A 15,456-nucleotide genomic window follows, 5' to 3' on the forward strand; every position below is an offset into this window, starting at 1 on the left:
ATAATATTCCATATATAACCATAAAAAGCACAGTTGTTATTGCGTGCATCTTCAAGAAAGATTGGTATAATTGGCAACTATTTTAGTTAAAACATAACAATTAATTAACACGCTTTAATGAAGATAATCCGCGGTATTGGCAATTTAAACAATGAATTTACTCAATGTGTACTAACATTGGGTAATTTTGATGGTGTGCATTTAGGACACCAACAATTAATTAACCATTTAATAGAACAAGGTAAAAAATTAAATTTACCCACAGTGGTTATGTTATTTGAACCTCAACCATTAGAGTTTTTTTGCAAGCAACAAGCCCCAGCAAGATTAACTTCATTTAAAGAAAAAGTGATGTTAATTGAAAAGCTCGGTATCGACTATATTATTGCGGTTCCATTCACCCAAACCTTTGCCAATATGTCAGCCAATACTTTTATTCAAGATTGGTTAATTAACAAATTAAAAGCTAAATATATTGCTATTGGTGATGATTTTCGATTTGGTCATGAGCGTAAAGGCGATATTCATCTTTTACAAAATTATGCTCACAACCATCACTTTTTCGTTCAAAGTATGCCAACATTGGTTTGGAATAACTTAAGAATCAGTAGCACTGCGGTGCGAGAAGCGTTATTAAATAGCAACTTTAAATTAGCACATTCCCTTTTAGGACGTGATTATACTATTGAAGGGCGTGTAATACATGGCAATGCTTTAGCTAGACAATTAGGGTTTCCCACAGCCAATATTCATCTACATCGCAAAAAACCAGCGCTACAAGGTGTTTATCTGGTTAAAGTCAAAAACTGCTGTAGTAATCAAGATTATCAGGGTATTGCCAACATAGGAATAAGACCCACAATTCAAGGCAAAAAAGCAATATTAGAGGTGAATCTGTTTGACTTTTCAGGTGATATTTATGGACAATATTTAGACGTTACCTTTGTTTATAAATTACGTGATGAGAAAAAATTTGATTCATTGTCAGACTTAAAAGAACAAATAACACAAGATATTTGCACTGCGAAAGAGATCAGTGCAAAATTAACCAATTAAAAAGTAGTATCAACAAAATTAACTGGAATAAATCAGCATGACAGATTATAAAAATACATTGAATTTACCGGAAACTGGGTTTCCAATGCGAGGTGATCTTGCTAAACGTGAACCTGCGATGTTGCAAAATTGGTATGATAAAGAGCTTTATCGTAAAATCCGCCAAGTAAAAAAAGGTAAAAAAGCCTTTATTTTGCATGATGGCCCTCCTTATGCAAACGGTAAACTTCATATTGGTCATGCTGTCAATAAAATTATTAAAGACATTATCATCAAATCAAAAGGGTTAAGTGGTTATGACTCCCCGTATATTCCAGGATGGGATTGTCATGGTTTACCTATTGAGCAAAAGGTTGAAGAACAAGTCGGGAAACCAGGTGTAAAAGTAACGCCTGCTGAATTTCGTCAAATTTGTCGTGATTATGCCGCTTCGCAAGTTGAACTACAAAAAGCCGACTTTATCCGAATGGGTGTATTAGGTGACTGGCAAAACCCTTATCGCACAATGAATTACGATACTGAAGCAAATATTATTCGTGCATTAGGTAAAGTAATAAAAAATGGGCATTTAGTAAAGGGTGCTAAACCTGTCTATTGGTGTACTGACTGTATGTCTGCATTAGCGGAAGCGGAAGTAGAATATTACGATAAATCATCACCTGCAATTGATGTAAAATTTAAAGCAACCGATAATCAAGCGGTAGCGAATAAATTCGGTATTAATACTGATTTAACGATTAATGCCATTATCTGGACAACAACACCTTGGACTCTTCCTGCTAGCCGAGGAATCGCACTTAATGAAACGGTAGAATATCAACTAGTACAGATCAACGATAAAGAATGCTTAATTTTGGCAGCAGAATTAGTTGAATCAGTAATGAAACGTGCCGATATCACTGATTGGACAATTTTAGGTTCTTGCCATGGTAAGGATCTTGAATTACTACGTTTCAAACACCCTTTCCTTGATTTTGATGAACCAATTGTTCTTGGTGAACATGTTACGGTTGATGCAGGTACAGGTGCTGTACATACCGCACCTGGACACGGTGCTGAAGACTTTATTGTCGGTCAAAAATATGGTCTTGAAGTCGCTAATCCTGTTGGAGGAAATGGTTGTTACTTACCGGGAACTGGCGCTGGTTTAGATGGTTTATTTGTTTTTAAAGCCAATAAAGTAGTAGTTGAACTATTAAAAGAACGCAATGCGTTACTACATTTTGAAAATATTGAACATAGCTACCCATGCTGTTGGCGACATAAAACCCCTGTTATCTACCGTGCAACACCACAATGGTTTATCAGCATGGATAAACAAGGTTTACGTGCTCAATCATTAAAAGAGATTAAACAAGTCCGTTGGATCCCAGATTGGGGACAAGCACGTATTGAAACCATGGTAGCAAATCGCCCTGACTGGTGTATTTCTCGCCAACGTACATGGGGCGTACCAATGACGCTATTTGTACATAAAGAAACGGAAGAGCTACATCCAGATACTTTAGAACTTGTTGAAAAAGTAGCTAAATTAGTTGAACAAAATGGGATTCAAGCTTGGTGGGATGCCGATATTAAAGATCTACTTGGCCCTGATGCCGATGATTACCGTAAAGTACCCGACACATTAGATGTATGGTTTGATTCAGGATCAACTTTCTATTCAGTGGTTGGTGTTCGTCCTGAATTTGCAGGACACGAAGCCGATATGTATTTAGAGGGATCCGATCAGCATCGCGGTTGGTTTATGTCATCATTAATGTTATCAACAGCTATTGATAACAAAGCACCTTACAAACAAGTTTTAACTCACGGTTTTGTGGTTGATGGACAAGGTCGTAAGATGTCTAAATCACTCGGTAACATTGTGACTCCACAAGAAGTTATGAATAAATTAGGGGCCGATATTTTACGTTTATGGATTGCCTCTACCGACTATTCAGGCGAAATGAGCTATTCAGATGAAATCATTAAACGCGCTGCGGATAGCTATCGTCGTATCCGTAATACTGCACGTTTTTTACTGGCAAACTTAAATGGTTTCGATCCAGCCAAAGATATGATAAAACCAGAAGATATGGTTGTACTTGATCGTTGGGCAGTGAGTATGGCTAAAGAAGCCCAAGAACAAATCATTCAGGCTTATGAAAACTATGATTTCCACAAAGTTGTACAACGTATTATGCAATTTTGCTCAATCGAAATGGGCTCTTTCTATTTAGATATCATCAAAGATCGTCAATATACGGCTAAAAGTGATAGTGTTGCTCGTCATAGTTGTCAAACTGCGCTATATCATATTGCACAAGCGATGGTACGTTGGATTGCCCCAATTTTATCTTTCACTGCAGATGAAATTTGGCAATATATACCAGCAGCGGAAAAACAAGAATTTGTTTTTGAAGATGAGTGGTATACAAAACTGTTTACATTATCAGAAAGTGAAACATTAAATAGTGAATATTGGGCACAAATTTTAGCGATTCGTAGTGAAGTAAATAAAGTGCTTGAGCAAGGTCGTAATGATAAAGTGATAGGTGGGGCTCTTGAAGCTGCGGTAACCCTTTATGCTAATGAAGATATCATGGCAACTTTAGCTAAACTAGAAAACGAATTACGCTTTGTATTACTCACCTCACAAGCGAGTGTTAAGCCATTACAAGCGGCACCAGCAGATGCAGTACAAAGTGATATTGATGGATTAAAAATTGAACTAGCTAAAGCACAAGGCGATAAATGTCCTCGTTGCTGGCACTATACTATCGATAACGATCCAACCACGCATTTATGTAAACGCTGTGAAGAAAATATTAATGGAAAGGGTGAAGTTAGACATTTCGCCTAGTCATTCATAATTTGACATAAAAAAACCGCTATAGAGGAATCTATAGCAATTCAATATTTTTACCGCCGACACCTGTCGGCGGAAATATAATAATGAGCATACTATATGAAAAAAGATAATGGACTTTACTGGTTACTCGTTACAATTGTGATTTTTGTAATTGATATCGCAAGTAAGTTTTTTATTATTGATAAATTTTCTCTGTTTGAATCAGTAAATCTTTTACCGTTCTTCTCTATTACTTATGTACGTAATATCGGTGCAGCGTTTAGTTTTTTCGAGGGACAACGTGAAATGCTGGTTGCTATTGCCTTGATTATCAGCGTTGTCATTATGTATATGCTCTATCGTAATTCACGCCAAAAAAAATTAGAAAATTTCTCATTATCATTAATTTTAGGTGGAGCATTAGGTAATTTATTCGATCGCCTTTACCATGGTTTTGTGGTTGATTTTTTAGATGTTAATTTTGGTAGTTGGCACTATCCAACTTTTAATGTTGCAGATTGCGCTATCTGTATAGGCATTGGATTATTTATTTTTTGTAACTATAAAAAACCTAAACAGACTGCTGAGTAATATGCAAATAATTTTAGCTAATCCTCGTGGATTTTGTGCTGGTGTTGATCGCGCAATTACCATTGTTGAGCGAGCCATTGAACTTTTTGGTGCTCCTGTTTATGTCCGCCATGAAGTGGTGCATAATCGTTATGTAGTTAATCGTCTTAAGCAGTTAGGTGCAATATTCATTGAAGATATCAGTGAAGTACCTGATAATACCATCCTTATTTTCTCAGCACATGGCGTATCGAAAGCAGTTCGAGAAGAAGCCAAACAACGTAAATTGCGCATCTTTGATGCAACTTGTCCATTAGTGACCAAAGTGCATATGGAAGTAGCTCGATCAAGTTATCGAGGTGAAGAGGTTATTTTAATCGGTCATGCAGGTCATATTGAAGTCGATGGTACTATGGGGCAATATAATAATCCTCAGGGTGGTATCTATTTAATTGAATCGACTGAAGATGTAAATAAGTTAAAAATTAAAGATGAAAATCATCTCTGCTTTACCACTCAGACAACCTTATCTGTTGATGATACAGCCGAAATTATTGCCGCGTTAAAACAACGTTTTCCAAATATTCGTAGTCCTCGTAAAAATGATATTTGCTACGCCACAACCAATCGCCAACAAGCGGTTAAACAATTGTCATCTCGTGCTGATATTGTTTTAGTTGTTGGATCTAAAAACTCATCAAATTCAAATCGTTTAGCAGAGCTCGCACGACGAAACAGCAAAAATGCTTATTTAATCGATTATGCGTCGGATATTCAACAAGAGTGGTTAGTTAACGCACGAACAATTGGCGTAACCGCGGGCGCATCCGCACCTGATATTTTAGTGCAGCAAGTTATCGAGCACTTAAAAGGTTTAGGTTGCACATCACTTATTGAAACCGATGGGATTTTAGAAAACATCACTTTTGAAATTCCTAAAGAACTACGAATAGAAGTTAAAGCTGTTTGATTTAAGATGAGTGCTTAATTCGTTCAAATTTTGCTAATAGTTCTTCTTGTGTTTCAACATGCTCGGGATCTGCAATAATAGCATTTTGAATTGGGCAAACACGCTGGCATGTGGAGTGATCATAATAGCCAACACATTCTGTACATTTATTAGGATCAATTTCATAAGTATCAAAGCCCATTGAGATTGCCTCATTTGGGCACTCAGGCTCACACATATCACAATTAATACATTTGTTGGTTATTTTTAACGCCATGCTCTTTGCTATCTTTATTAACTGAAAAAAAATTGGCGTCATTATATCGCAATCACCAATAATTCCGAATAAAGATCACATTATCACTGATTAACAAGGTCAATTTTTGTCAAAAAGTTTCAGGTTAACTATATGTTTGAGTATATGTTTGAGTATTAAAACTTAACCAAATCAGTGAGAATAATGTTATAAATGGAATATAACTATCTGTTTTATTAACTCATTGAAAATATTAAGCGCTGTTGATCCCCCCTAAATACTGATCAGCAACGCTTCTATTATTTCTTATCGAAATCAAACCATTTTAATACCTTGAATAATTATTGTGGAAGTTTATAGGCTTGGCGAGCTAATAATTTCCAATCCTCACCAGTTTTTTTAAACACTAGCATAACGCCAATTTTAACTTTACCTTTCTGACCACTATTATTTGTATCGGCAGAAAACACATGACGAACAATTGCAGTATCCCCTTCGGTAACAATGGTTTGATCTTGAAATTCAAGCGTAATAAAACCAGAACGGCCACTGACAATAGCATCCACAAACTCAGCCTTATTTTCGATAACCGCACTTGAATGACCATAAGTTAATGAGGGTAATGCCACATTTTCTAACTGAGTTTTATCGGCACTGAGCATCGCTAGACGCATAGTTTCTACCGCTTGTTCTACAGTAGATTGATTATTTGATGTTACTGCATAACTGCTACCAATAGATAGCATCATTAATAATACTAGACTTAATAGTTTATTCATTTTATTTCTCCTTTGTTGATCAATTAATTCAATCGTTTTATTCGCCTTTTGTTGCAGCTAAAATTTCAGATTGCGTATCATTTTTAATAAAATTAGGGCTGAATTTTTTTGCCCACATTGATGTAATAATTGGCACAATAATTGATGTGACAATCACACTGGTTGCAACCATTGCTGTAGCTGCTGAGGCAACAGGTGCGAATTCGGGTACCATTTCAGCGATTAATAAAGGTGTAGCAACTGCTGCGCCAGCCGAGCTTGATGCTGCAACACCTGCCGTACCGTTACCTTTACCTAAGAATTTGTCAGCCAAAATAAGTGGAATACCAGTAATTACGATCACCAGTAAACCCAGTAAAATACCGGCTAATCCTGTTTCAAAAATGACTTGTAGTTTTATGCTGTTACCAAGTGCAAAAGCAAAGAATGGAATTAATGTTTGTACGGCACTACCGAATAGTTTACGCAGATCAGAATCTAAGTTTCCTAACATAAAACCAATTAAAAATGGTAATACTGCGCCGATAAATAGTCTTGGTTCAAACGAAGCAACCCCAGAAGTACCAAGAATAACCATTGTCATAAGAGGTCCAGATTCTAAAGACATTAAAACAAACGCACCGGCCTCTTCTTTTGAGCCATATTGGTTCATTAAGGCTGCATATAATCCTCCATTAGTCATATCCATTGAAGCAACGAGTGCAATAATAGAAAATCCAGCAAATATGCCTCCTTCAACCATATAACCTTTACTCCAAAAAGTGCCGGCAATAAGTGCAACAACCCAAGCTGTAGTAATTTTGGTCACAACCAATACACCTGATTTTCTTAACATCATGCCTGTTGCTTTTAATTCTATAGATGCTCCCATACAAAAAAACCAAACAGCCAAAATAGGTACCGTGCCGGAAATCAAACCATTTGAAAAAGAACCTAAATATTTGCCTCCTCCAGGAAAAAATGTATTACACAATGCTCCCAAGAAAAGAGGGATTAACATTAGTCCTCCAGGTATTTGATCAATAAATTTTTTTATTTTCATTATCTATCCCTTAAAAATAACAACATGATTTAAATTAATTAATTTAGATTATTCAATTAACACTAAGCACAATTAAAATATTCGGAATAACATTCCTTTTTTGAATATATAAAATAATAAAATAAAATCAAATTTGCTTAATAGTTTTGTGATAGACATCACCAAATAAAAAATAATTAATTGAAAATTAATATTATTTTAATTTCTTTTTTTAATAAAAATAAATAAACAAAAAGCAACCAAATAATTTTTATATAGCAAAGAAGATAAAAAAACTTACAGTAAAGAACGACAGAAATAACATATAACTAATTAAAATAATTTAATTTCTCTGTATGTTGATATTTTTTAATATTAAAGTTTTATGTGATTACGATCACAATAACTATAAAATGGAATATTATTCTTTTAAATTCTTAATTAATATTATTTAGGAATGTTATTCCGATTTAATTAAGGAGAATAGATGAAGATTTATATTACAGATTGTGACCATGAATCCATGGAAATAGAAAAACAAACTTTTACACAAAATGGTGTCGATTTTGCCATACTAAACATTAAGCAACCAGATGATATTATTAAACATTGTCATGATGCCGATGCTTTAGTTTTACAATATGCAACCATATCGGATGATGTTTTAAGTAATCTAAAAAATTTAAAGGGTGTTGTACGCTACGGCGTTGGTGTCAATACCATTGATATTGAATCTGCAACAAAAAATAATGTCGCAGTTTGCAATGTGCCTGATTATGGTACCAATGAAGTGGCAGATCATGCCTTATCACTCATCATGGCGCTAACAAGAAAATTGCCATTATTTGTTAATGATACAAAAAAGGGGATTTGGGCTTATGAGAAAGCAATTCCAATCTATCGTTTACAAGAACAAACAGCGGGTATTATCGGATTAGGTAGAATTGGCCTTTCATTAGCTAAAAAACTACATGGCATTGGACTTAAAGTCATTGGTTTTGATCCCCTAGCGAAGCAAGAAGATCTTCCCGATTTTATCGAGTGCGTTAACTTTGAAAAATTATTAACTGAATCAGACATTATTTCACTTAATCTGCCGCTAATTAAACAAACACAAAATTTAATTAGTTATGAGCAATTTTCAGTAATGAAAAAAAATTGCTATTTAGTTAATACCGCAAGAGGAGGCATTGTAAATGAAGAGGCGCTTTATCAGGCCTTATTAAATAAGACAATTGCAGGTGCAGCGCTTGATGTATTTATGCATGAACCCCCTACTGATAGAAAGTTATTCGAGTTGGATAATTTTATTGCAACCCCGCATGCAGCTTGGTATTCCGAACAATCCCAAAAAGATTTAAAACGTAAAGCTGCACAAGAAGCTATTCGATTAGCTAAAGGTGAAAAACCTTTATATTGCCTAAATAATTAAAAATAAATCAAGGGAATAAATAATGAAAGCAATAATTTATAAAGGACCGAATAATGTAGTTTGTGAACAAACATCCAAGCCATCAGTTAATGAAAACGAAGTACTAATTAAAGTAAGTCATGCTGGAATTTGTGGTTCTGATCTCAATATTTATCTTGGTGTACATCCGCGAGCAAAAGCGCCTTTAGTATTAGGTCATGAATTTTCAGGGTATGTCGTCAATGGTGATGAACAATTACCAACAGGAACGAAAGTATGTGTTCGCCCGCTTATTTCCTGCGGTCAATGTTCAGCGTGTCAATCTGGTAATAGCCATGTTTGTAAAACGCTTAAACTGTATGGTATTGATACTGCAGGTGGTATGGCTGAATATGTAAAAGTAGATAAAAGCAAAATACATATACTACCTGATGATTTTCCAATGGATCTAGGTGCCTTTGTTGAACCATTAGCGGTAGGAATTCATGCTGTATCAAGAACGCCATTTAAGGTTGGTGATTCAGTTGTCGTTTTTGGTGCAGGTACCATTGGATTATGTGTTGCCAGTGTATTAAAGCTTGCTGGCGCGAAACAAGTTATTGTTATCGAAACCAATGATTTCCGTATTAATTTAGCCAAAGAACTTGGTTTTATCGTCATTAATCCTAAACAGGAAGATGTTTTAACTGCTATTTTAAAATTAACCAATCATATAGGCGCTGATATTGTTTATGATTGTGCCGCACATCCATCCGTTGCTTTGCAATTAACTGATTTAGTTAAAGTTCAAGGAACAATCGAAATTGTAGGATCATATAAAAAACCAACAGAATTTAAATTACTCGACATTGAATTTAAAGAACTCACGATTATTGGTACTCGAGTATATGAAGCCAGAGATTTTGAAACTGCAATCAAATTTATACAACAAGATTTTCCATATAAAAAATTACTCACCATATTAACTCCAGAAGAGGCAAAACAAGGGTTTGCTAATGCATTAACGGGTGAGAATGTGATTAAAACATTGTTTAAATTTGCAGATTAATAAAAATATAAAAAATTAAGGTATATCATTATGAAAAATAAAAATCCATTTGATTTAACAGGTAAAAATGCAATTGTTACAGGTGCATCACGGGGAATCGGTAAGTCTTTAGCAATCAGTTTAGCCAATGCCGGAGCTAACATCATCATTATTGATGTCACACGAGATGAGCAAACCGAACAAGAGATACAAAAATATAATGTAACTTGTGAAACCATTACTTTTGATCTATCTCATTTTGAGCAGTATGCCGACCTCATTTCCAGTATTATTCAAAAATACCAGCACATTGATATCTTAATCAATAATGCTGGTATACAACGGCGCTATCCCTCTGTGGATTTTCCTAAGCATGATTGGGATCTGGTTATTAATATTAATATGAATGCTGTATTTTTTATGTGCCAACAAGTAGGTAAACATATGCTTGAAAGAGGATACGGGAAAATTGTTAATATTGCTTCATTACTTGCTTTTCAAGGTGGATATACCATTCCCGCTTATACAGCAGCAAAATCAGCGGTGGCAGGGTTTTCAAAATCTTTATCCAATGAATGGGCATCAAAAGGTATCACAATCAACTGTATCGCCCCTGGTTATATCGCAACAGAAATGAATACTGCTTTAATGAATGATGAAATTCGTAATCGCCAGATCCTAGAACGGATCCCTGCCGGGCGTTGGGGTAACCCTGAAGACTTAGGGGGTGCAGCTGTATTTTTATCTTCCTCAGCATCCGATTATATTAATGGATTTACCATTGCGGTAGATGGCGGCTGGTTAGGCAGATAATTCAATATAAATTTACATGTATTTTGGCTTAATTATTGGCTAGCTGTTACAGCCAATAATTAACTTTTCAAGGAGATCACAATGATTATTGGCAATATTGAACATTTGGATTTAACCCCTTATTTACCTCAAAAATTAAAACATGCAATAGAATTAGTAAAACAACAGATAAATGACAATACCGAAAATGGTCGGTACTCAATTGATGGTGATAAAGTTTTTTATATGGTTTCAGAAACGTTATCCCGAACGCAAGAAGAAGGTAAATATGAATATCATGCTAAATATATTGATATTCAAATTGTATTATCCGGTCAAGAAGGCATGGCTGTATCAACTTTACCCCCTCATAGCGAAATAATTGAAGATAAGCTTATCAATGGGGATATTGCCTTTGTGAAAGCGCCAATAGAAGAAACCATGTTTGTATTACAACCAAAAGATTTTGTAATTTTTTACCCATATGAAGTACATAAACCTCTTTGTATTGTCGGTGGGAAGACTGAAAAAATTCGTAAAGTGGTCGTTAAAGTCAGCCTAGATTAGTTGACCACTTATGGTGGAAATAATGCCACATGGAATCTAATTACGTAATTTCAATTACCAATAATATCTGATAAGGACAAGTAATGACCATAAATATAGCAGTAATTGGCGAGTGCATGATTGAACTCTCAATTAAAGATAAGATAACGACAAGAGGCTTTGGTGGAGATACGTTAAATACTTCAGTTTATTTGTCTCGGTTATTTACTGACAATCAAGCAGCAATTTACTATGTAACGGGTCTTGGCGTTGATCCATTTAGCCAAGAAATGTTGAATCAATGGCAAAAGGAAAACATTAAAACCAATCTTATTCAACAAATGGATAATAAAATGCCTGGATTATATGCCATTGTTACCGATAGCCATGGTGAACGATCTTTCTATTATTGGCGAAACGATGCTGCAGCAAAATTTTGGTTACAGACTGAACAAACACAACAAATATGTGAAACAATAACTAAATTTGATTACATTTATTTAAGCGGTATTAGTGTTGCTATTTTAGATGAATACAGTATAGATAAGCTCATTGAATTGTTAGAAACGTTCAAAGCTAACGGTGGTAAAGTGATTTTTGATAATAATTATCGCCCACGATTATGGCGTAGTCAGGAGTACGCTCAAAACGTCTATTCTAAAATTCTATCCTATACCGATATCGCATTTTTAACCCAAGAAGATGAATATCTGCTATGGGGAAATGATAATTATGAAGATAGTATTGTTCGTAGTCGTAAATTGGGCGTAAATGAGATCATTATTAAAAGAGGAAGTGAAAGTTGTATTGTAGCGACGGCAAATGATCGTGTAGAAGTTCCAGCAAATATTATTGCTAAGCAAAAAATTGTTGATACAACGGCTGCCGGAGACTCATTTAGTGCAGGGTATTTATCAATTAGGTTACTCGGTGGTTCAATTAAGGCAGCAATTAAGCAAGGACATGATTTAGCAGCAACAGTTATTCAATATCGTGGTGCAATCATACCTTATGAAGCAATGAATAATCTAATATCTGTTTAATCAGAAGTTAAAAATTATTTTAATCCAAATGTTATGTCGAAATGTACCCTAATCGTTTAGAAATCAAATTTGTCGTCTCTTTTAATAAAGAGGCGCATTTTTCAATTTGATTATGCATTCGATGGCTAGGACCAGCAATACTTAAAGCTGCTACAACCTCGTTACTATAATTAAATATGCCGGAAGCAACACAAACAAGACCTTCTTCAACTTCTTCCCAATCATAAGCGATATTTTCACGACGAACTTTAGCTAATAGTTCATTGAGTTGCTGTGAATCGGTTATGGTTTTTTGTGTATATTGTGGCAATGATGATTGTAAAATGCGTTCAATCTCGTCTTGTGATTGATGAGCAAGTAATATTCTACCTAATCCTGTACAATAGGCCGGTCGCATATGACCTAAATTGGAACTAGTATGAATAGCATTGTTACCTTCACTCTTATATAGATAGACTACATTGCCACTATTATAAACCCCTAAAAAACAGGTTTCATTGATTGTATTTGAAAGCGATTTAACATGTGGAATCGCTATATCGACAATATTAACATTGACAAGACTGGATATTCCAAGCTCTAACGATTTAAAACCTAGAGTATATTTACCTGATTTTTCATCTAAAAAAACATATTCACGATCAAGCAATGTGTTTAGAATCTTCTTTATTATAATTTTATTAAGTTTAGTGGCTTCAATTATTTCAGTAATTGTTACACCTGCTGCACAATTACTAATTACATCTAAAACAGCAATGGCTTTATCTATTGCTGAAGTTGTCTCTTTTTGGATCATGGTTTTAAACCTTTAAAAAATAGATAAAATGAATTCAACATTTAGATAAAGTTAATTCTTCTTTTTTAGTTCAACCGATATAGATGATGAGATACTTTTTAATTCACTAATGATAAGTTCTTTTTTCTGAATAATTCTAAAAGAAGATCCAGCAACACTTATTGCCCCTACTACTTTATTTTGCTTAATAAAGATTGGTACAGCAATACACGTTAAGCCTTCTTCAACTTCTTCATCATCCATAGAATAACCATCAATACACACCTTTGCTAAGCTATTATGGATGGCTTCTCGGTCAACAATGGTTTTACTGGTGAATTGAACTAGTGGACGACTTAAAACTTTATTAATTTCAACTAACGGTTGATAAGCTAATAATGATTTACCCAGTCCAGTACAATATACTGGCATTCGGCTACCAATATGTGAGTTGGTTTTAACAGCAAGTTCACCTTCGGCTTTATACAAATAGATAACACTGCCATCATGATAGACCGCTAAAAAGCAGGTTTCATTAAGCTTTGCAGCAAGTTTTTTTAAAAAAGGAATTGATATACCCACTAAAGATATATTCATCAATCCTTTGACGCCTAACTCAAAAGCTTTTACATCTAAAAAATATTTTTCAGTGGAGGCGTCATAGCAGAGATATTGTCTTTTTTTTAATATGTCTAAAATTCTAAATACTGTTGTTTTTGCCATCCGACTTAGTTTAACGATTTCGGCCAAAGATATTCCAGAAGAATAATGGCTAATTATTTCAAGCAAAGTTAAGGCATTATCTAACGTGGATTGTTGTTTTTGAAAAGACATTTATTGAGCTCCACACAAGGATACTTTTTAAATAGATTGCTATTAATTTATTAATAAAAAACAGTGCAATAGAAAATAAAATACGCATTTTCAAAAAGACTTCTGTATACTGTTTTTATCTAATTACATGTATAAATTAGGGTTAGTGGCTACATATTACTAGAATAATCTTTTTTTTTCTATAAATTCAATAACATCTTTCTATTATTAATTTTTTAAGAAAAAGATAAACTAGATTACTTTTTATTTCATATCGTTTTATTTATTTTCATATTCATTACAGTTTATTAGGAATAATTATTAATATCGTTTAAATTATTGCGATAAAATATGTAATACTACAATAATAACAAATTCAAAGGATGAAAAGATTGTTAAAGTTCATTAAAATTAAATATATAGTAATAGCAATCATTATTTTCGTAATTTTCTTTATTGCGAAATTAATTATATTTCCAACAGAAACAACTGTTAATTATATTACTTCTCCCGTTACCAAAGGTAACATTGAAAAATCAGTTCTAGCAGACGGTACAATTAGCGCGTTTAAACAAGTAAGCGTTGGGGCTCAGGTTTCAGGACAAATCAAAAAGCTTTATGTTGAATTAGGCGACGAAGTTAAACAAGGTGATATGATTGCCGAGATTGACGATCTAAAACAAAATAATGATCTAAAGCAATCCGAAGCATCTCTTAATAGTTTTGAAGCGCAACGCAAATCTAAAAAAGCAAAATTGGTAAACTACCAGTTAACCTATGAGCGCCAATTAAAATTGGTTAATAAAGGCGTTGGTATTCAATCAGATTTAGATGCAGCAAAAGCTGATCTTGATGCAATCAAAGCCGATATTGCAGCCCTTGATGCAGATATTGTAAATGCTCAAGTTGCTGTAGATACCGCCAAAGTTAATTTAGGTTATACCAAAATTCGTTCGCCGATTGATGGTGTGATTGTGGCAATTCCCGTTGATCAAGGTCAAACGGTTAACTCAGTACAAAGTGCACCTACTATCGTAAAAGTTGCTCAACTTGATAAAATGACGATTGAAGCTCAAATTTCGGAAGCCGATGTCATTAATGTTAAAAAAGGTATGCCAGTCTATTTTACAATTTTAGGTCTACCCAATAAGCGTTTTGATGGTTTAACATTACGCGCAATTGAACCAGCTCCAGATTCAATTAATACCGAAACAACAACAAGTTCAAGTTCATCAACTACGAAAAGTGCTATCTACTATAATGGGTTATTTGATGTTGATAATCCAGATCGTATTTTACGTATATCCATGACAGCACAAGTCTACATTGTATTATCTTCAGCAAAAGATGTATTGACTATTCCATCTCAAGCTCTCCAAAAAAATCTAGGAGACAATAAAGCCATTGTTTATCTATTAAATAAAAGTAATGAAATTGAAGAACGAGAAGTTACAGTAGGCATTAATAATAATATAAATGTCGAAATAAAATCAGGTATTAAAGAAGGGGATACCGTTATAGTTAGTAGCACTAATGGTGCATCACTAAGTAGTAATGCAAAAGGACCAAGGATACGATTCTAACT

The 15,456-nt window shown here is 34.3% G+C and carries 15 protein-coding genes; 10 read left to right on the forward strand and 5 right to left on the reverse strand.

What is annotated here, in order from left to right; translation table 11 throughout:
• Positions 1-117 precede the first annotated feature (117 nt).
• The 4 genes from ribF to ispH all read left to right on the forward strand — a co-directional run bounded on the left by ribF (position 118) and on the right by ispH (position 5,429).
• Entirely contained in the window at positions 118-1,056 is a 939-nt protein-coding gene (ribF, locus tag H3T96_RS08310; protein WP_144092056.1) for a bifunctional riboflavin kinase/FAD synthetase, read from the forward strand.
• A 37-nt stretch (positions 1,057-1,093) separates the two neighbouring features.
• Positions 1,094-3,901, forward strand: a complete 2,808-nt coding sequence (gene ileS / locus H3T96_RS08315) for an isoleucine--tRNA ligase (protein ID WP_144092054.1) — start codon at positions 1,094-1,096, stop codon at positions 3,899-3,901.
• Between the two features lie 105 nt (positions 3,902-4,006).
• A complete protein-coding gene (lspA, locus tag H3T96_RS08320) occupies positions 4,007-4,480 on the forward strand; it encodes a signal peptidase II (RefSeq protein WP_065738183.1) in 474 nt (157 codons plus the stop codon).
• Between the two features lies 1 nt (position 4,481).
• Positions 4,482-5,429 (forward strand): 4-hydroxy-3-methylbut-2-enyl diphosphate reductase, encoded by a 948-nt coding sequence (ispH, locus tag H3T96_RS08325; RefSeq protein WP_065738182.1) that lies wholly within the window; start codon positions 4,482-4,484, stop codon positions 5,427-5,429.
• A 1-nt stretch (position 5,430) separates the two neighbouring features.
• On the opposite strand, the gene H3T96_RS08330 is transcribed toward ispH, so the two are convergent.
• From H3T96_RS08330 to kdgT, 3 genes are all read right to left on the reverse strand, one after another.
• A complete protein-coding gene (locus tag H3T96_RS08330; protein WP_065738181.1) occupies positions 5,431-5,685 on the reverse strand; it encodes a YfhL family 4Fe-4S dicluster ferredoxin in 255 nt (84 codons plus the stop codon).
• 320 nt (positions 5,686-6,005) lie between these two features.
• Positions 6,006-6,443, reverse strand: coding sequence for a nuclear transport factor 2 family protein (locus H3T96_RS08335; protein WP_144092052.1), 438 nt, complete (start codon positions 6,441-6,443; stop codon positions 6,006-6,008).
• Between the two features lie 37 nt (positions 6,444-6,480).
• Positions 6,481-7,485, reverse strand: coding sequence for a 2-keto-3-deoxygluconate transporter (gene kdgT / locus H3T96_RS08340; RefSeq protein ID WP_144092050.1), 1,005 nt, complete (start codon positions 7,483-7,485; stop codon positions 6,481-6,483).
• A gap of 466 nt (positions 7,486-7,951) precedes the next feature.
• Between kdgT and H3T96_RS08345 the strand changes: the two genes are divergently transcribed.
• The 5 genes from H3T96_RS08345 (at position 7,952) to H3T96_RS08365 (ending at position 12,283) form a co-directional block, all read left to right on the forward strand.
• A complete protein-coding gene (locus H3T96_RS08345; RefSeq protein ID WP_144092048.1) occupies positions 7,952-8,896 on the forward strand; it encodes a C-terminal binding protein in 945 nt (314 codons plus the stop codon).
• A gap of 22 nt (positions 8,897-8,918) precedes the next feature.
• Positions 8,919-9,923, forward strand: a complete 1,005-nt coding sequence (locus H3T96_RS08350) for a zinc-binding dehydrogenase (RefSeq protein ID WP_086290055.1) — start codon at positions 8,919-8,921, stop codon at positions 9,921-9,923.
• Between the two features lie 30 nt (positions 9,924-9,953).
• Positions 9,954-10,715, forward strand: coding sequence for a 2-dehydro-3-deoxy-D-gluconate 5-dehydrogenase KduD (kduD, locus tag H3T96_RS08355; protein ID WP_144092046.1), 762 nt, complete (start codon positions 9,954-9,956; stop codon positions 10,713-10,715).
• An 81-nt stretch (positions 10,716-10,796) separates the two neighbouring features.
• Positions 10,797-11,261: a YhcH/YjgK/YiaL family protein gene (locus H3T96_RS08360; protein WP_065738175.1), complete on the forward strand. Its 465-nt coding sequence runs from the start codon at positions 10,797-10,799 to the stop codon at positions 11,259-11,261.
• Between the two features lie 83 nt (positions 11,262-11,344).
• On the forward strand, positions 11,345-12,283 hold the full coding sequence (locus H3T96_RS08365; protein ID WP_144092038.1) for a sugar kinase: 939 nt from the start codon (positions 11,345-11,347) through the stop codon (positions 12,281-12,283).
• Between the two features lie 31 nt (positions 12,284-12,314).
• Here the strand turns inward: H3T96_RS08365 and H3T96_RS08370 are convergent, their stop codons facing one another.
• Together H3T96_RS08370 and H3T96_RS08375 are read right to left on the reverse strand one after the other, a co-directional pair.
• A complete protein-coding gene (locus H3T96_RS08370) occupies positions 12,315-13,079 on the reverse strand; it encodes an IclR family transcriptional regulator (RefSeq protein ID WP_086327063.1) in 765 nt (254 codons plus the stop codon).
• Between the two features lie 51 nt (positions 13,080-13,130).
• Positions 13,131-13,892 (reverse strand): IclR family transcriptional regulator, encoded by a 762-nt coding sequence (locus H3T96_RS08375; RefSeq protein WP_086327064.1) that lies wholly within the window; start codon positions 13,890-13,892, stop codon positions 13,131-13,133.
• 362 nt (positions 13,893-14,254) lie between these two features.
• Here H3T96_RS08375 and H3T96_RS08380 point away from each other — a divergent pair, with 362 nt between their 5' ends.
• Positions 14,255-15,454: an efflux RND transporter periplasmic adaptor subunit gene (locus tag H3T96_RS08380; RefSeq protein ID WP_144092037.1), complete on the forward strand. Its 1,200-nt coding sequence runs from the start codon at positions 14,255-14,257 to the stop codon at positions 15,452-15,454.
• Positions 15,455-15,456 lie beyond the last annotated feature (2 nt).

Source organism: Gilliamella sp. W8136 (assembly GCF_016101285.1).
Classification (GTDB): domain Bacteria; phylum Pseudomonadota; class Gammaproteobacteria; order Enterobacterales; family Orbaceae; genus Gilliamella; species Gilliamella apicola_N.